Origin of the sequence: Streptomyces sp. NPDC026659, assembly GCF_040638245.1 — a bacterium.
Lineage (GTDB): Bacteria > Actinomycetota > Actinomycetes > Streptomycetales > Streptomycetaceae > Streptomyces.
Map to the genome: position 1 here is coordinate 1 of NZ_JBEZXY010000010.1, position 16,914 is coordinate 16,914.

Consider the following 16,914-nt stretch of genomic DNA (forward strand, 5'->3'; position numbering starts at 1 on the left):
GGAGTCGATGCGGAGCATCGGCGACCGACGACAACGCGGCGAGGTGCGGTGCCAGGCGTCGCGAGCCCGGCTTGATCGACGAGACACCCCCTAGGGCTGACGGGGCCGCCCGCCACGGCCCCGCTTAACCCGTTCGAGTGGTCGGCCGACCCCGATGCGGCGCGCCTCCGAAGGCGGCGGAGCGACCGCCGGGCCGACTCGCTCGATCGCCCCACGAGCCCGGTGCCACGCGGGTCCGGCGGGTCTCCCGAAGCCGCCCTCGCGGCCCCCGCCGCCGTCTCACCTGCGACCCGGACGGAAGTGCGGGCACGCAGACGCTGGCCGACGATGGGACCGAGGCCGTCTCCAGGGCCTGTCGTACACAGTCGAACCGAGGGAGCGTCGGATGCGAGCGGACGGCCACGCACCCGGACGGCCCATCCAGGGCGGACACCACGACGACGGACACGAGACGGCCGAACTGCTGCGGCGGGCCGCGCGCGACGTGCTCGACGCCGCCGAGGGCATACGCGCGGTGGCCGCGCGCACCACGGCCGCGCTCTCCGCGCCGGCCCCCTCAGGACCGCGCCGCCGCCGCACCCGCCTCTCCCCGGCCGCCCGCGCCGCGCTGCTGCGGGCCCTGACCGACCGCTGGGGCCTCGGTGCCCCGCCCGGCCGGGGCGCCCGGGGCCTCGCCCGGATGCTCGGCGCGGGCGCCTGTGCCCTCGGCGCCGAGAACCTGGCGGCAAGAACGGCCGTCACCGCACTGCGGCTGCGGACCGCCGCCCTCCTCACCGGCCACCCCGAACTCGCCCGCGAACCCGGCGTCCGCAGACTCCGCCGCGCCCTCACCGCTCACCGCGACCGGGACGCCGTACGCGCCCTGCGCGGCCTGTTCCGCGACCGGGACGCCCAGCGCCCCCTGGCCGGACTCACCGCCCTGATGACCGAACTGCTGCCCGTACGCGCCCTGTTGGACGCCGAACCGGAGGACCGCGCGGGCGACCCCGAGGGCGGACCGGCGAGCGGATCCGGCGACGCGGCGGCCGAGGCCACCGCCCTCACCGACCAGGAACGGCAGACCATCGCCACCGAGGGCTCCTTCCTCGGCTTCCTGCGCAACATCGAGACGCTCTCCTCCGCCGGACGCGTCCTCGTGCAGAACGTGCGCGGCCCCGACGGCGTCGTCCGCTACGTGGTCCAGGCCCCCGGCACCGCCCCCGGCCGCCCCCGCGACGACTCACCGCCCGACGTGCTCGGCGCCTGGCAGGAGCAGTTCACGCCCGGCTCGCCCTACACCCGCGCCCTGCTGCCCGCCGTCGAGGACCACGGCATTCCACGCGGCGCCGACCTCGCGCTGATCGGCCACGGCGAGGGCGGTACGGCGCTGCTCAACCTCGCCCAGGACCCCGAGTTCTGCGCCACCTACCGGGTCACCCACGTCATCGCCGTCGGCTCCCCGCCCCACCGAGGCAAACCCGCCGACCCGCGCACCTGGGTCGCCCGCGTCACCGACGAACACGACATCGTCCCCGCCCCCGAGGGCCGGGGCCGCGCCTCCGAAGCCCACCCGAACCGCTACGAGGCCGAATTCGCCGGTACGGCAAGGGAGTTCCCCCGCTCCCACACACTGCGCGGCTACCTGGAGCATCTGCGCACCACCGCCCCCGCCGTGCGCGACGACATCGACCGCGCGCTCGCGCCGTACCGGGGGCCCGTCGTGCGCACGCAGGCGTACCGCCTGAAGAACCGCGCCCATCCGCCCGACGGCCACCCTTTCCTCACCCTGCCCACCACGTCCCTCACCACCACCCGGGGTCCGGTCACGCTGCCGGTGCGCTACCACGACTCCTCCTCGGCACACCTGTGCTTCCCGGCCGACGCCGGGGCCGTACGCGCCCTGCTGCCCCACGTCGCCTGGATGCGGCCGAGCACACCGGCACGGCGCGCGATCGCGGTGCTGTCCCTGTACGAGCACCGCAGCTCCACCATCGGCCCCTACACCGAGATCGTCCTGTCGGTACTGGTCGACGACCTGTGGCGGCCCCGTCCCCTCGACCTCGCCACCGACCTGCTGCGCCGCGCCGACCTGCGCCGCACCGGCCGGTACGTCCTCTCGCTCGCCGTCACCAGCGAGGAGGCCCAGGTGGTCGCGCGGGAGATCTGGGGCCTGCCCGCGCTGCGCGCCCCCGCCGAAGCCGACCTGATGGGACGTCACATTCGGTTCTCCGCACCGGACATCGGCGTCACCGTCGAGGGCCGCCTCGGTCCGGGCGTCCGCTGCCCCGAGGCGGACTGGGTTCTCTACGGCAGGCGCGGCGAGAGCACCGTACGCACCCTGGTCCGCACCAGCGGCCGCCCCCGGTTGCACCTCGGGGCGGGGCTGCGGCTGCGCCTGGACACCTCCGCCGCCGAACCCATGTCCGGGCAGCTGCGCAAGCTCGGCGCCGACGGGGCGCGGCCGCTGTTCGTGCTCTCCTGCCCGCAGTCCATGGTCCACCGCGGTGCGGGGACGGTGCTGCCGCGCTGAGCCCGCCCCGCGACCTCACGACCGAGACGCGACCGACCCACGTGACCGACCCACGCGACCGGGAGCAGCCATGGTGACCGAGTCCCCCCGTACGACACCGCGCGCGGCCGAACTCCTCGACCGGGCAGCCGGGTTGCGCGCCGACGCCGAGCTGATGGACGGCTACGCCCGCCGCCTCGTCGCCACCGCCCAAGCCGTGGCCGCCTGTTCCGCCGCCCCCGCGCACACCCGTCCCGCCCTGACCCGGCAGGCGGCGGCCTGCCGCCGCGCCGCCCGCCAACTCCGCGCCGCGGCTTCCGTGTTGCTCGCCGCGCACCCGAGACCGGACGCCGCACCGTCGTACCGTACGGGCCGGTCGAGCGGTCGCGCGGGACGGCCGAGCGGCCTGCCGGGACGGCCCCCCGCCGCCGAACCCCCGTCGTACGACGGCATCGCCTGAGCGGCGCCGCGTTCGCGCATACGGGTGGTAGCGGGAGCCGTCCTCGGCCGAACGAGTGTGGCGCGGCGGCCCGGGCGTCACGGGTCCGCATAATCACGGCACATGCAGCTCGTGAAATCAGGTGACATGAACCGGCGTCCCCCCGTGGCCGTCACCGGACTCGGACTGGTCACGCCGGCCGGAGTCGGCACGGACGCCGCCTGGGACGGTCTGTGCGCCGGGCTCTCCACGGCGACCGCCGATCCGGGCCTGGACGGGCTGCCGGTGGCGTTCTCCTGCCAGGTGCCCGAACTCGACGCGGCCGGACTGCTCGGCCACCGGCTCAGCCGCCGCCTCGACCGCTTCACCACCTTCGCGCTGCTCGCCGCGCGCGAGGCCGTGGCCGACGCCCGGACCGGCCCCGACGGCTGGGAGGCCGCCCGGGTCGGCGTCGTCATGGGGGTGGGCACCGGCTCCATGCAGGGCTGGCAGGCCGAGTTCGACCGGCTCGCGGACCAGGTGCCCGACCGGGTCTCCCCGCTCGCGCTGCCGCGCAGCGTGCCCAACATGGCCGCCGCCGAGATCGCCCTCGACCTCGGGGTCACCGGCCCCAACATGGTCGTCAGCACCGCCTGCGCCTCCGGCACCAGCGCGATCGGACTCGCCCGCGACTGGCTGCTGTCCGGCGCCTGCGACCTGGTCCTCGCCGGGGGCAGCGAATCGGCCCGACTGCCCATGACCGCCGCCTGCTTCGCCCAGATGCGCGCGCTGTCGCGTCGTACGGAGGCCCCGCACGAGGCGTCCCGCCCCTTCGACCGCGACCGCGACGGCTTCGTGCTCGGGGAGGGCGCCGCCGTCCTCGTCCTGGAGCGAGCCGAGGACGCCCGCGCCCGGGGCGCCCGCCCCGCCGCCTACGTCTCCGGGTTCGGCGCCTCCTGCGACGCCCACCACTTCACCGCCCCGCACCCCGGCGGCGACGGCGCCGCCCGCGCCATCCAGGCCGCCCTCACGGACGCCGGACTCGCCCCCGAGGACGTCGACCACGTCAACGCCCACGGCACCTCCACCCCCCAGGGGGACCTCGCCGAACACAACGCCCTGCACCAGGTCTTCCGCCGCCCGCCGCCCGTCACCGCCGTCAAGGGCACCATCGGCCACGCCATCGGCGGCGCGGGCGCCATCGAGGCCGCCTGCACGGTCCTCACCCTGCGCCACCAGCTCATCCCGCCGACCGCCAACCTGCACACCCAGGACCCGGCGATCGACCTGGACATCGTCTCCAAGGCGCCCCGCCCGCAGGAGATGCGGGCGGCCATCAGCAGCTCGTTCGGCTTCGGCGGCCAGAACGCGGTACTGGCCTTCACGGCCGCCGACTGACGGGACGACCGCCGTTTCCCCGGACGGGAAAATCACCGTAAAAGGGTACGGAAACCGGGAACCGCGGCGCGACAATCACGCTCTTACGGTCCGTCAACGTCCGGGATCGGCCCGGCCGCGTAGAAAACGGGTGAATCAGGCACATGTCCATCCGCAACCGCATGACACCGCTGACCACCGTCGCCCTCGGCGCGGGCCTGGTCCTCGCCGCCGTGACCCCGGCCCTGGCGGGCCCCGCCGACACGGCGGCTCACCCCGCCGCTCACCCCGCCACTTCCGCCGCCGCGCGCCCCGCCACCGTGACGACCGCCCAGGGCGACCCCCGCAACGTCACCCAGCGCGTGGCCGACTTCTACGGCGCCTACATCGACGCCGTCTGGGACGCCGAGGACCCGGCCGGCGCGGCCAACGCCAAGGCGCTGCGCGACTTCTACCTCTCCGCCCCGGCCCGCAAGAAAGTCAGCGCCTGGGAGCGCAGGAACCACGCCGACGGCATCCTCTTCGCCCAGAACGTCCCGGTGAGGTGGAAGGCCGCCTACACGGGCTCGGGCATGGGCCACGCCACCACGCGTGTGACGCTCACCTGGAGCGACGGCAAACACCCCCAGGTCACGCGGATCGACGTCCAGTCGGACCTGACGACCCGCAAGATCACGGACCTGAAGGCGGTGCGCTGACGGGCGCGGGGGTCAGCCCGTGGTCAGGGCGGCGCGCTCCCGGGCGCTCCGGACCGCCTCGGCGAGACCGCTCAAGTCGTAGGTGCCGCGGTACAGGCGGCCGTTGACGAAGAAGGTCGGTGTCCCCGCGACCCCGCTGAGGTCGGCCGACTCGACGTCCTCGGCCACCCGGGCGGCCCCCGCGTGGGTGCGCAGGTCCCGTTCGAAGCGGTCGGTGTCGAGGCCCAACTCCTCGGCGTAGCGCAGCAGATCGGAGATGCGCAGGGCGCCCTGGTGGGTGAGGAGGACGTCGTGCATGGGCCAGAAGGCGTCCTGCCGGGCCGCCGCCTCCGTGGCCTCGGCGGCCAGCTGGGCATGGGGATGCACGTCGTGCAGCGGCAGATGGCGCCATACGTAGCTGACGTCCTCGTCGCCCGCGAGCAGGTCGCGCAGGGCGGGCTCGGCCTGGCCGCAGTACGGGCACTCGAAGTCGCCGTACTCGACCACGGTGACCGGGGCGTCGAGCGGGCCGCGCACATGGTCGCGGTCCCGGTCCACCGGGACGGCGAGGTCGGTGATGCCCTCGGCCGTCCCCAGCAGCGCCCGTGCGCGGCCGATGCGCGGCAGCGTGTGGACGAGACCGGTGACCACCCAGGTCAGTACGAGGGAGACCGGCACGGTGGCGAGAACACCGACCTTGGCCTGGGTCAGCTCCTGGCCGGTGAAGGCGAGCGTGGCGATCAGCAGCGAGACGGTGAAGCCGACCCCGGCCGCGGTGCCGCCCGCGAGGACCGAGCCCCAGCCGACCTGCGGGCGCAACCGGCCGCGACTGACCCGGGTGGTGACGAACTCGGCCACGAAGATGCCCAGCGGCTTGCCCACGACGTAGGCGATCAGGATGCCGAGGGTGACCGGTGAGCCGAGGCTGTGGACGAGCCCGGACCAGCTCACATGGATGCCGGCGTTGGCCAGGGCGAACAGGGGCACGATGACGTAGCTGGTCCACGGGTGGAAGAGCTGCTGGAGCCGCTCGTTCGGCGAGATCGCGGCGGCCAGGCCCTGGCGCAGGTTCCGCTCCAGCTCCGGGGTGGGCTGTTCCCTGAAGAGCCGGAACAGCCCGGTGGCCCGTTCCAGTTCGCTGCGCGAGGCGGGGTAGGCGTAGGTGAGCAGCCCGAACGCCAGACCGGTGACGACGGGGTCGATGCCCGACTCCAGCAGCGCCACCCAGACGCAGGCCGCCGCCACCGCGTAGACCACGCCGTTGCGGACGCCGACCCTGCGCAGGAACAGCACCACCGCGAAGACGGCCGCGGCGGCGAGGAGCGCGGGCCAGGAGACGCTGCCGCTGTAGGCGAAGGCGATGACCGCCAGGGCGACGAAGTCGTCGACCACGGACACGGTCAGCAGGAAGGTACGCAGCGCCGACGGCAGGCGCCTGCCCAGCAGGGCCAGCGTCCCGAGCGCGAACGCCGTGTCCGTGGACATCGCGGCGCCCCAACCGTGCCCGGCGCCGTCCCCTCCGTTGAAGGCCAGGAAGATCAGGACGGGTACGAGCATTCCCATGAGGCCCGCGGCCAGCGGCAGTGCGACCCGGCGGCGCTCGCGCAGCTCGCCCATGTCGAACTCGCGGCGCGCCTCCAGGCCGACCACGAAGAAGAACAGGGCCATCAGGCCGCTGTTGATCCAGCCGCGCAGATCCAGGCCGAGTCCGGCGGAGCCCGCGCTGACCGACAGCCGCGTCGTCCAGGCGTCCTCGTAGACACCGGGCGCGAGACCGGCCCACACCAGCGCGGCGAGCACGGCCACCACCAGCACGAGCGCGCTGCCGGTCTCGGTGCGCAGGAAGTCCCGCAGGGGGGTGTGCAGGGATTTCGAGCAGGCGGTCTGCCCGGTCCCCGAAGGGGTGGCGCCGGTCGTATCGGTGATCATGTTCGGTGCTCGCAGGTCACACGGAGGCGATGAGCGGGGCCCCTCCAGAGTCCGCCAGCGGCGGGCATCGCGCCTGCCGAGGGGGCGTGTGGGTGGTGCTGTGTGCGGGACCTATGTGTGTGGGACCTATGTGTGTGATGCCCTGGACGAGCCGGTTACCTATGGTGCGCCCACCCATGGTGATGCCGATGATGGTCGACCGGGGCCCGGTGTACGGCGACGAGGGCCGCGTCGTCTCCGAGGCGGCCGCCCGCGTGGGCGAGGAGGTCGCGTCGCAGATGGTGCACCAGCGCTTCCGGGGTGTCGTCGGTCCAGCGGGCGACGCGTTCGGCCAGGGGGTAGAAACGGCCCTGGGCGTCGCGGGCCTCGATCACACCGTCCGTATAGAGGAGAAGGGTGTCGCCGGGGGTGAGGGCGAACGCGTCCACCGTGTGGTCGGCGTCGCCGTGGACACCGAGGGGCGGGGAGGGGTGCAGGCTCGGGACCGCGACGTGGCGGCCGGGGCTCAGCAGCAGCGGGGGAGGATGGCCGCAGCTGGTCATCAGCGTGATCGAGTCCCCCTCCGGGATCTCCACCAGCAGCGCCGTGGCGAAGCGCTCGCCGGCCTCCTCCGGGCTGTCCAGCTCGGCGGCGTACCGCGTGATGCTCCGGTCGAGTGCCGTGGCCAGATCCGCGAGCGGCATGTGCCGGTGCGCGCTCTCCCGGAACGCCCCGAGCAGCAGCGCCGCCTCCCCGATCGCCGGAAGCCCCTTGCCGCGTACGTCCCCGATCAGGACCCGCACCGCCCCCTCGCCCGGCGTCACCGCGTACAGGTCCCCGCCGATCTGCGCCTCGTCCTCGGCCGCGAGATACAGCGACGCGATCCGCAACGGCCCGATCTGCTCGGGCAACGGCCACATCAGCACGTGCTGCGCCGCCTCGGCCACATTGCGGACCTGCGCCAACTGCGCCGTGCGCCGCTCGCGTACGACGCTGTAGACGACCAGGATCACGCACAGCACGGCCAGCGTGACGAGCTGCACGATGTGGTTCGTGGTGCCGATCCCCCCGTGCTGGTACCCGATGAGCGCCTGCGCGGCGAGCGCGAGGACGCCCACGAACGCCGTGGTCCTGGGCCCGGCCAGCGACGGCGTGAGCGCCGGCGCGATCACCAGCGCCGGCCCCAGATGCACCTCCGCCGGCGCCCGCACGTCCACCACCGTGATCGCCACGATCAACGCCACCGGCAACAACAGCAACGCATGCGCCGAACGCCCGGACTGCCGCAGCCCCGCGGGCCACCACCCCAGCCTCATTCCTTCAGGGTGCGCCAGGAGCGGGCCTCCGGCATGTCGTCACATGCCGGGCGAGGGGCCCCTCACCTGGACCGACCGGCGTCGGCTGTCTTGCCGGGCATGGGGGCAGTGAACTGGGGCGACGTGCGTGATCGGACCGTCGCCCTCTACGCGCGGCAGGGTACGGGGCTCGGCGGACAGGAGCTTCCGGCGGTCCTGAGCGAGGCGCAGGTGCGCCAGGCAGAGGAACAGTGCGGTGTGGAGTTTCCCGAGGACTACCGCCAGTACCTGCTGCGTGTCAGCGCGGGCGGCCGGGTGCGGAGGCTGCGGTTCGACGGGGCGCGCTGGGACTGGGAAGGCGCCGGGTTCTGGGACCACGAGAAGCTGTACGTCCCCTTTCCCGACCATGACGTCGCACTGGCGGCGAGCGAGGACGCGTGGGAGCGCCGGCCGAAGCGTGAGGACCACCCGTCCGACGCGGCCTACCAAGCCGAGTACGACACTTGGCAGGAAGCCGCGGACGAGCTCGAAGCCGCTCGGGTCGCCGGGGCGGCCTTCCTCCACGACGACGGCTGCGGCTTTCACACCCTTCTCGTGGTCAGCGGGCCCATGCGGGGGACCATGTGGTTCGACGGCCGTGCGACCTGCGATCGGCTCAACCCGTTGCTCAACGACGACCGCCGGGCCGCGACGTTCACGGAGTGGTACCTCGACTGGTTCGCCCACGAGGAGTCACTGACAACGCCCGAACAGCGCCGTGCCACCTACGAGAACTGGCATGCGGGCGTGGGGGCGCCCATCTGGTACCGGTGGTTCGCCTCGTAGAGCCGGGAAGCCGCCTGTCCGCTTAGGCGGCACCCTGTGCCGTCAGGTGACCGCGGCTCCCTGCTCATCCGCCACGGCAGCGTCGAGCCAGCGCAGGAGCGCCTGGGCGAGCAAGATGGCCCGCACGGCGTGCGCGGGCGAGTAGGCGCCGTCGTCCACCTGATGGATGCTGCCGTTGCGGTTGAACGACGCGGGACCCCGCCCGCGGTTCCAGGTCTTGAAGGCGGTCAGCAGCCCGCCTCCGACTAGGACCAGTTCGGCTTCGTAGAGGACAGCGTCCTCCCATTCATCGAGGCCGATGGGCTTGAAATGCTTTCGCGTCGATAGTTTCTTCTGCGTCTCTGGGTAGTTCAGGAACTCCAGCACGTGGTGATACAGGACCGTGTCGAGTACCGCAGCCGCAGCCGCCTGCGCCGGGACAAACAGGTCGGCACGCAGGGCAGCCACGGCGTCTGTCAGCATCGCCCGCAGCACCTGGTGTTCAGCAAGCTGGATGGCAGCCAGCGACGCGTCGACATCGTCGGCGATCGCGTCGACATGACCGAGGAAGAGAGCGCTGCGCGATTCCATGTCGGGGGCGGCGAGAAGTTCCTCCACGATGCTTGCCCGAGGGGCCCAAGCCAGCGAGGTCCCGTCCTCCTCGTTTATCCGGAAGACCTGCTGGAGCTGCTCTCCCAGCTTCAGTTCCCGCAGGTTCTCAGGGATGATCCCCAGAGCTCGCTCGATTAGGAGCCTGATATTGGCGGACCAGGTCTTCGTCTTCTCCTCGATGAGGCGTCCGAAGTCGGTCGGCATCGTGACCCCGATGCTCACAGGTATACCGATCTGGGTGAGCTGCCGTACTTTCTCGCCCAGGCCGCTCTTCTCCAGCGCCGCCGCGGCTGCTGAGGCGCCCAGCCCAACCCGATGTCCCGCGAAGGCGGTGTCCTTAGCCAGGTGGCCCAGCAGATCAAGCGACTTATCTATGCCGGTCAAATCGACTTCTTCGAAACCGGGCGCCCAGTGGAATCCCTCGGAGCCACGCTTGCCCGCGTCTACGGAGGTGTCAGATTCCAGTCTCTCTACCCCGGGCTGGTCCTCGTTCTTGTTATTCATGTCCAGACCCTAGACCGACCGGTGTAAGCCCATGACCCGAGCCAGATCCTCAAGACGCAGCGGTCGAGGAACGCACAACCTCTCTGCCGGCCCGCATGGACAACTCACCCAAGAGTGTTGCAGAAGGCTGCGTTCGGGCAGGTCAGACCTGTCAACGCGGTTGTCTGTTCACGACGCGAGGGAGAGATTGTGCACGTGGGCGACGGCTTGGACCGCGTGGTGGAGGCAGTCACGGAGGAGATGCGGGGGCCGACTGCGTCGTTACCGGGAGGCGAGAACTTCCTCGCGGACCCGCTCGCGCAGTTCGCGGCCGGGCGCGGTATCGGCGAACGGCGTTGCTTCGACGTACAGCTCGCCGAGCCGGTCGTGGACGCGGCGGGACTGCACGGCACCGAGCAACTCCAGGCAGCGTGCCGTCTCTTCGGCAGCGCCATGGACCTCTCCGTCAGCGAGGTGCGTTCGGGCGAGCCCCAGATGGTCGAAGGCCATGCTGCGCTGGCGGTGGACGGGGCGGACGGCCAGAGCGGCGGACACCAGGTCCGTTGACCGGCGGACGTGGCTGATCCGTGCTCGGCCGTCCACGTGCTTGGCCGCGATCTGGTGGGCCATGCCGAGGGTGGCGTGCAGTTCGGGCAGGTCGAAGAAGGCCATGTGTGCCTCTTCCACGTCGGGATTCACGCGCTCGAACGCCTCCATGGCGCGCCCGGCGGCCCCTTCGCTCTCGGCAGTGCGGCCGAGGATCGCCTGGAAGCGGCTCTCCAGGGCGGCGAGCATGGATGTCGTCGCGGGGGTGAGGTGGCGCCGGGCCCCGTACTGCGCGAGGGCGACCAGGTCGAGAGCGTCCTCGGGGTGCCCGAGGTGGGACATCTGCCGGGCCATGCACTGGAGGATGTGCGCGCCGATCCTTTTGTCGTTGGCCTCGGCGGCCGCGTGCAGCGCGGACACGAACGTCTTCTGGGCGGCCTTGTGGCGGCCCGCGTCGAAACTCATCCATCCGGCGACACCGGCAAGGTCGGCGGCCGCCGACCACAGGGCCTGCCCCACGATCTCTGTGTAGGTGCTGTTCTTGAGCATTCCTACAACGGAGTTGGCCTGGGCGAGGACAGCGGCGCGGGACAGTACGCCGCCATGGGCATTGTCGAGGTTGCGGAAGCTGTTGGTGATCGCTCGGATGCCCTCCACCTCGGACATGCCGATATGCCTGCCCGGTGGACTCTGCGATGTGGTGTCGTCCGGATGTGACAGGGCCCATTCCTGGAGAGGGTCCAGGAGACTCTGACCGGTGAGGGCGGTGGCGGCGTCTGCTTCTGTGCGGGTGTCGGGCAGCTCGGGCAGCATGAGTTCGCTCCGGATGATCTGGCTGAGCGCGGCGATGGCAGCCGGGCGCGTCCACGGGCTGCGGATACCGGTCTGCCCTGACTCGCCCGGCAGACCGAGGTCGGCGTAGGTGAGGTCTTTGTCGGACGCGGCGCTCAGGATCTCCCGGATCAGGCGCGGTACGGGGTCTCTGGGGGTTGAGCCCTTCAGCCACGCCCGCACTCGGCTCTCGTCGGTGGCGAGCCCCGTGATGCCCTGCTGGACGCCGCGTTGCGTGACCATGCGGGCCAGGCGGTTGCGGGACATGCCGCACTGGTCCATCCAGTACGCGAGCAATGTGTTCGGCTGCTTGTCGAGCGGGGGCCGGCCCATGCGGTTGCCTCCTGGCCATGGTCATGGCTAGCACTTCAGCGTAGGCGCGGCCTACCAACTCGCCTATGGCGGCGCGTATTTCACCGTAAAGCGCCGAGGGGTGCACCGGTGTCCGGCTGACGGCTGAGCGCCGTTGTTCGCCGGACTCCACCGACTACCGCGGTACCTCTCGAACGGGTGTCCTTGTGGAGCCGGGACAGTCCGGCGAGTCACAAGGAGGACCCATGGGTCAGGACCAGTCCAGCGGCACGCCCGTGCTGCACACGGAGGACGCCGACGAGGTGACCCTCGGCCGCGACTACTCGGGAAACCGCGAGGGTTCCCAGTCGTGGTGGCAGGGCTGACGGCCCGTCGCCTCCGCTGCATCACCGCTGAACCGGCCGTGCCGACCGGTACCGGCTGCCGCACGAAGGAAGGCAATCTCATGAGCGAGGCCCAGATCACCACCGTCGAGCTGCCCGTCCTGGCGTCGGCCGACGCCGACGAGATCACCCTCGGCCGTCAGACGTTCAACGACTCCGACAAGGACAACTACTTCGAGGGCTGATCGACCGGCACCTCGAACCCGGGGGGCGGTGCGGCGCGAGCCGTGCCGCCCCCGCGTCTGTCCAGAGAGCTGTGAAGGGAGCGAACGACATGGATACCCAGTGGCTGGCCGGAGGGACGCTGGAGCCTCCGGCGGATGCCGTGCGGACGGCGCAGGTGTGGCACCCCGCCGGGATGCGCGTGCGGATGGTCGCGGCCGGACGCGTGCGGGCGGTGGTCGCTGGAGTGTGCCGGGCCGACGACACGGAGATCGGCCGCGTGGCCGCCGAGGTGGCCCATGGGCGAACCGAGGCGATCACCGGCATGGACGGCTCGTACTGGATGGTCGTCCACGACGGTGCGCGCGACCGCACTGTGGTGGCCGGCGACCTCGCGGAGAGCCGTGGCCTCGTCTTTGCGCGCGATGGGCTGGGATCGGTGTGGGCCACCGACGCGGCGCTGCTCGCGGAGCAGCTCGGCCGGGGCCCGGATCTGGAGTTGCTGGCAGCCCGGATCGCGGTCGGCTCGGGCGAGCACTGGCCGCACCGGTCTGTGTGGTCGGGGATCGAGCGGGTGCCCGGCGGTCACGCCCTCATCCTGGACGAACGAGGAGCGCGCACGGTCGATGTCCGTCCCAAGCCGGACGGGCGGACGCTGGAAAGCGGCGCCGAGGAAGTCGGTGCTGCTCTGTGGGCGGCGGTGCACGGATACGCGAAGGTGGCGGGCGAGCGGGTGAGCGCGGACCTGTCCGGCGGCCTGGACTCGTCCACCGTGGTCATCGCGGCCGCCGAGGCGAGCCGCATCGTGGCCGTCACCTACGGCGGGCCGTACGCCGATGCCGAGGACGAGCGCATGGCCCGCAAGGTCGCCGCCTACACGGGCGCCGACCACCACGTCAGCGCGGGCGGCCCGTCGAGCCTGCACTTCGCGCGCTGGCCCGAGGCGACTCCGGCGTCACCGGTCCTGCCAGTGGCGTCCTACGCACTGGACAGCGACTACCTCGCCCCGGCACGCGGGGTGTCCGCGCTTCACCTGACCGGGCACGGCGCGGACGTGGTGATGGAGTCCTCGACGGCCGCGTGGACCGCGCTCGTCCAAGACGGGCAGAGGCGGCGCGCCAAGGCGGCGGTGATCGCGCTGGCGCGCCGCGTCAACTGCGCTCCCGGCCCGCTGTGGCGTGCTGTCCGTCAGAACGCACAGGGCCGTCCCCGCGCCATGCAACGGGCGGCAGAAGCGGTCGCACTGGGGCAGCCGCTCGGCGAGCGGGTGAGCGCATGGACGTGGTGCCCCGTTGGTCCGGCGGCACAATGGCTGACCCCGGGCGGGCGGCAATCCGTCGCACACATGCTCGCCGAATCCGGCCGCCGCGAAGGCGATGTCCACGCGGGCGAGTGGGACGATTGGTGCGCACTGCGCTACAACGGCGCGGCCATGCGCGACACGGAGGCTCTGTTCGACGAGCACGGCGTTGTCGAGGTGGCTCCGTTCATGGACAACGAAGTCGTACGGGCCTGCCTGCGCATCGGTGCGGGCGAGCGACGCCGACCCGACCAGTACAAGCCGCTCCTCGGACTGGCACGGCCCGACCTTCCGGGCTGGCTGACCGGCCGCCAGAGCAAGGGCCACTTCACCCCCATGATCTACGCGGGTCTGCGGCAGCGCCGCGAGGAGCTGCACCAGCTCGTCGACGCCAGCCTCCTCGTGGGCAGCGGGCTGTTCGACCCCAGGGCCGTACACCTCGCGCTGGACTCGGCCAGCGCGGGCATCGGACGGCCGCCGCTGCCCGCGCTGGAGGCATTCCTGATCACCTCCTGGTGGCTCGCCCGCATCCTCGCCCCGCAGCACACCACCGGAGGCGTCCGATGATGCGCATACCGCCTGGCGTCCACCGGGCCGACCTCGGCGGTGGCTTCCTCGCCGTGCTGGCCACCCACAACGGCACCTGGCAGTGGATGAACGGGGCCACCGAGCGGATCTGGACAGCGGCCCTGACCGGCACACTGCCCGACCTCACCCAGCGCCTGCGGGCGGAGGGAATGCCGGGTGACGCCGATGCCATCGTCACGGCGACCGTCGAGCGGCTGACGAGCGTCGGCCTGCTGGCCACCAGCGGGCGCGGCACGGCCGAGCTGCCGCCGCCGATGCCCGCCGCCACCACACCGGCCCAACCCGGCGCCGAACCGCGCCGGCCGGTACGGATGCTGGCCCGGGTCGGGCTGGCACTGGCGCTCGCCCTGATGCGGCTACCGCTGCGCATCCGGATGCGGCTGCTCGAGTGCCTGCGGTTCCTGCCGCCCGCGCCGTCCCGCGTAGCCGCGTCTGCGGCCGCCGCCGTCCCGCTGATCCGCCCCGCCTGGTGGCCCGGTCGCATCGCCTGCATGGAGGTCTCCCTGGCCACCGTCCTCACCATCGCTCTGCGCGGGCGCCGCGCCCACTGGGTCCTCGGAGCCCGGCGCACGCCGAACGAGGCACACGCCTGGGTATGGACACCGGCCGGGGCACACGGCCTGACCGGACGGGACGCCGACGACCCGCGACGCCCCTGGACCGCCGTTGCGGCCGCACCCCCCATTCACCCTCAAGAGTGAATCTAGAGGCGAAGAGTTGACGTGTCTGCGCCTTCACCAGCACTGACCCCCCGAAGACCGCGCAAACCACGGTGCCGGGCAGTGGCCCGTACCCCTACACCGGTCGGGTGACCGCAGAACCACTGCCCGGCGCCGCCGTTGCTCCCGCGCCGCTCATGCGCCTCGTGGAAGACCAACCGCGCGACCAGAACCTGATCGCCACGGCCCGACGACTCCCGGCCGTCCTCACGCGCGTACTCCGCCTGGCCTGGCACGCCGACCGCCGAGCCCTGCTCGCCATGCTCGCCGCTCAGACCGCCGCCGCCGTACTGTCCGCCGTCGCCCTGACGGCCACCACAACCTTGATCGCGGCCCTCCTCGACGCTGCCGCCGCCTACAGCCGTGGCGCCCCGGTCGGCCCCGCCCTCCACGCGGCAGCCACCCCGGCCGTGTGGGTCACGGCCGCACTCGCCGGAGCCGCACTGTGCGACACCGCTGCCCGTGCGGCCGCCGCCCGCCTCAGCCCGCGCGTCTTCCGCGAGGCCGACCTCCGCGTCCTGGACGCCGCCGCCTCCGTCGAACTGATCGCCTACGAGCACCCCGGCTTCGAAGACCGCCTCGACGCCGCGGGCAAGGGAGCGGAGACCTCCCGGGACCTCGTCCTCGATGCGCAGAGCGCCATCTCCGTCCTCGCGCAACTCGCCGCCGTCATCACGGTCGTCGCCACCCTCAACCCTGTCCTCATGCTGCTGCTTCTGGCCACCGCCACACCGCGCGCCTACGCCTCGCTGCGGGCTGCTCGCCTGGAACACGCCGCGGTGACCGTCGCCCGCTCCGACAGCCGTCTGCGCACGACCCTGCGCGGCTACAGCACCGACCGGAACACCGCTGCCGAGATCCGCGCCGCCGGCATGGGAGGCTTCCTCGCGACCCGCTACCGGCAGGTCTCCGACCGGCTCGAAGCCGAGGCCCTGTCAGCCGCAGTACGGGGACTGCGAGTCCAGCTCCTCGGTGACACCGTGTCGGCGCTCACCTTGTGCGGCACCTTCGCCGCCCTGGGTGCCCTCGTCGCCACCGGTCGTCTCGAAGCCGCGGCCGCCGGAACCGCATTGTTCGCGCTGCGCGCCGCGACCGCCGCCCTGACGACGCTCACCCGCGCCGCCTCCCGCATCTTCCGCACCGGCCTGCACCTGGAGGACTGGGCCGCCTTCCTCGACGAGGCAGACCGGCACCGCACCCACCGAGGCAACCGGCCCCTGCCGGACGACGGCCCGCACATCATCACCGCGCGTGGCCTGTCCTTCCGCTACCCCGGAAGCGAGCGTGCCGCTGTCGACCAGGTCGACTTCGATCTCAAGCGCGGCGAGATCGTCGCCGTCGTGGGCGAGAACGGCTCGGGCAAGACCACCCTCGTACACCTGCTCACCGGCCTGTACCTGCCGGACGCCGGACAGGTCGCCTGGGACGGCGTCGACCTCGCCGACGTCCCGGCCTCCGAGGTATGGCAGCGCGTGGCCATGACCCCGCAGGAGTACACCCGCTGGCCGCTCACCGCCCGCGAGAACATCACGCTCGGGGCGCCGCGCGCCGGCGGCGACCAGGCCGTGCTCGACGCGGCCCGCGCCAGCGGCGCCGACCGCGTCCTGGACACGCTCCCAAACGGGCTGGATACCTCTCTCGCCCGTTCCTGGTGGGGCGGCCACGACCTGTCCGGCGGCCAGTGGCAGCGGATGGCGCTGGCCCGTTCCTTCCACGCCGACGCAGCCGTGCACATCCTCGACGAGCCCACGTCCGCCCTGGACGCCCGGGGCGAGCGGCAGGTGTTCGACACCTTCCGCGCACTCGCCGCGGACCGCGCGGCCCTGTTCATCACACATCGCCTGGCCAATGCCCGGCTCGCCGACCGCATCGTGGTCATGAAGGACGGCCGCATCAGCGAAGAGGGCACCTACCAGGAACTCCTCAACAGCGGCGGCCTGTTCGCCGAACTGCACCATCTTCAGGAGGGCGATGCGGACGCGGACGCTCCCGGTCCCAACCGCTGTTGAGG

At 72.4% G+C, this 16,914-nt stretch carries 13 protein-coding genes; 9 read left to right on the forward strand and 4 right to left on the reverse strand.

Annotated elements, in window-relative coordinates; all coding sequences use genetic code 11:
- Positions 1–385 precede the first annotated feature (385 nt).
- The 4 genes from AB0E91_RS24090 to AB0E91_RS24105 all read left to right on the forward strand — a co-directional run bounded on the left by AB0E91_RS24090 (position 386) and on the right by AB0E91_RS24105 (position 4,981).
- Positions 386–2,509: an acetoacetate decarboxylase family protein gene (locus tag AB0E91_RS24090; RefSeq protein ID WP_361785553.1), complete on the forward strand. Its 2,124-nt coding sequence runs from the start codon at positions 386–388 to the stop codon at positions 2,507–2,509.
- A 70-nt stretch (positions 2,510–2,579) separates the two neighbouring features.
- Complete coding sequence (locus AB0E91_RS24095; RefSeq protein ID WP_361785556.1) at positions 2,580–2,948, forward strand: hypothetical protein; 369 nt, start codon at positions 2,580–2,582, stop codon at positions 2,946–2,948.
- 126 nt (positions 2,949–3,074) lie between these two features.
- A complete protein-coding gene (locus AB0E91_RS24100; RefSeq protein WP_361785559.1) occupies positions 3,075–4,304 on the forward strand; it encodes a beta-ketoacyl-[acyl-carrier-protein] synthase family protein in 1,230 nt (409 codons plus the stop codon).
- A 143-nt stretch (positions 4,305–4,447) separates the two neighbouring features.
- Positions 4,448–4,981: a hypothetical protein gene (locus AB0E91_RS24105; protein WP_361785562.1), complete on the forward strand. Its 534-nt coding sequence runs from the start codon at positions 4,448–4,450 to the stop codon at positions 4,979–4,981.
- A gap of 12 nt (positions 4,982–4,993) precedes the next feature.
- Here the strand turns inward: AB0E91_RS24105 and nhaA are convergent, their stop codons facing one another.
- The gene (nhaA, locus tag AB0E91_RS24110) at positions 4,994–6,889 is read right to left on the reverse strand and encodes a Na+/H+ antiporter NhaA (RefSeq protein ID WP_361785565.1); all 1,896 of its coding nucleotides are present in this window, start codon (positions 6,887–6,889) and stop codon (positions 4,994–4,996) included.
- Between the two features lie 155 nt (positions 6,890–7,044).
- Positions 7,045–8,184 carry a PP2C family protein-serine/threonine phosphatase gene (locus AB0E91_RS24115; protein WP_361785568.1) on the reverse strand — a complete coding sequence of 380 codons (1,140 nt, stop codon included), beginning with the start codon at positions 8,182–8,184 and terminating at the stop codon, positions 7,045–7,047.
- Between the two features lie 123 nt (positions 8,185–8,307).
- Between AB0E91_RS24115 and AB0E91_RS24120 the strand changes: the two genes are divergently transcribed.
- Entirely contained in the window at positions 8,308–8,988 is a 681-nt protein-coding gene (locus AB0E91_RS24120; protein ID WP_361785571.1) for an SMI1/KNR4 family protein, read from the forward strand.
- 42 nt (positions 8,989–9,030) lie between these two features.
- Here AB0E91_RS24120 and AB0E91_RS24125 read toward each other — a convergent pair whose 3' ends face one another.
- Together AB0E91_RS24125 and AB0E91_RS24130 are read right to left on the reverse strand one after the other, a co-directional pair.
- Positions 9,031–10,083, reverse strand: coding sequence for a hypothetical protein (locus tag AB0E91_RS24125; RefSeq protein WP_361785574.1), 1,053 nt, complete (start codon positions 10,081–10,083; stop codon positions 9,031–9,033).
- 261 nt (positions 10,084–10,344) lie between these two features.
- Positions 10,345–11,772 (reverse strand): transcriptional regulator, encoded by a 1,428-nt coding sequence (locus tag AB0E91_RS24130; RefSeq protein ID WP_361785577.1) that lies wholly within the window; start codon positions 11,770–11,772, stop codon positions 10,345–10,347.
- Positions 11,773–12,196: 424 nt separating this feature from the next.
- On the opposite strand from AB0E91_RS24130, the gene AB0E91_RS24135 reads away from it, so the two are divergent.
- The 4 genes from AB0E91_RS24135 (at position 12,197) to AB0E91_RS24150 (ending at position 16,912) form a co-directional block, all read left to right on the forward strand.
- Positions 12,197–12,319, forward strand: coding sequence for a hypothetical protein (locus AB0E91_RS24135; protein WP_361785580.1), 123 nt, complete (start codon positions 12,197–12,199; stop codon positions 12,317–12,319).
- An 89-nt stretch (positions 12,320–12,408) separates the two neighbouring features.
- Entirely contained in the window at positions 12,409–14,163 is a 1,755-nt protein-coding gene (locus AB0E91_RS24140; RefSeq protein WP_361785583.1) for an asparagine synthase-related protein, read from the forward strand.
- On the forward strand, positions 14,163–14,885 hold the full coding sequence (locus tag AB0E91_RS24145) for a lasso peptide biosynthesis B2 protein (protein WP_361785586.1): 723 nt from the start codon (positions 14,163–14,165) through the stop codon (positions 14,883–14,885). Before AB0E91_RS24140 ends, AB0E91_RS24145 begins: the two co-directional genes overlap by 1 nt.
- Before the next feature lie 107 nt (positions 14,886–14,992).
- Complete coding sequence (locus AB0E91_RS24150; RefSeq protein ID WP_361785589.1) at positions 14,993–16,912, forward strand: ABC transporter ATP-binding protein; 1,920 nt, start codon at positions 14,993–14,995, stop codon at positions 16,910–16,912.
- Positions 16,913–16,914: the final 2 nt, after the last annotated feature.

Excerpts from the sequence above, each read along its gene's own strand:
- AB0E91_RS24090 (WP_361785553.1), top strand. The coding sequence starts at position 386 with ATGCGAGCGGACGGCCACGCACCCGGACGGCCCATCCAGGGCGGACAC.
- AB0E91_RS24095 (WP_361785556.1), top strand. The coding sequence starts at position 2,580 with ATGGTGACCGAGTCCCCCCGTACGACACCGCGCGCGGCCGAACTCCTC.
- AB0E91_RS24100 (WP_361785559.1), top strand. The coding sequence starts at position 3,075 with ATGAACCGGCGTCCCCCCGTGGCCGTCACCGGACTCGGACTGGTCACG.
- AB0E91_RS24105 (WP_361785562.1), top strand. The coding sequence starts at position 4,448 with ATGTCCATCCGCAACCGCATGACACCGCTGACCACCGTCGCCCTCGGC.
- nhaA (WP_361785565.1), bottom strand. The coding sequence starts at position 6,889 with ATGATCACCGATACGACCGGCGCCACCCCTTCGGGGACCGGGCAGACC.
- AB0E91_RS24115 (WP_361785568.1), bottom strand. The coding sequence starts at position 8,184 with ATGAGGCTGGGGTGGTGGCCCGCGGGGCTGCGGCAGTCCGGGCGTTCG.
- AB0E91_RS24125 (WP_361785574.1), bottom strand. The coding sequence starts at position 10,083 with ATGAATAACAAGAACGAGGACCAGCCCGGGGTAGAGAGACTGGAATCT.
- AB0E91_RS24130 (WP_361785577.1), bottom strand. The coding sequence starts at position 11,772 with ATGGGCCGGCCCCCGCTCGACAAGCAGCCGAACACATTGCTCGCGTAC.
- AB0E91_RS24135 (WP_361785580.1), top strand. The coding sequence starts at position 12,197 with ATGAGCGAGGCCCAGATCACCACCGTCGAGCTGCCCGTCCTGGCGTCG.
- AB0E91_RS24140 (WP_361785583.1), top strand. The coding sequence starts at position 12,409 with ATGGATACCCAGTGGCTGGCCGGAGGGACGCTGGAGCCTCCGGCGGAT.
- AB0E91_RS24145 (WP_361785586.1), top strand. The coding sequence starts at position 14,163 with ATGCGCATACCGCCTGGCGTCCACCGGGCCGACCTCGGCGGTGGCTTC.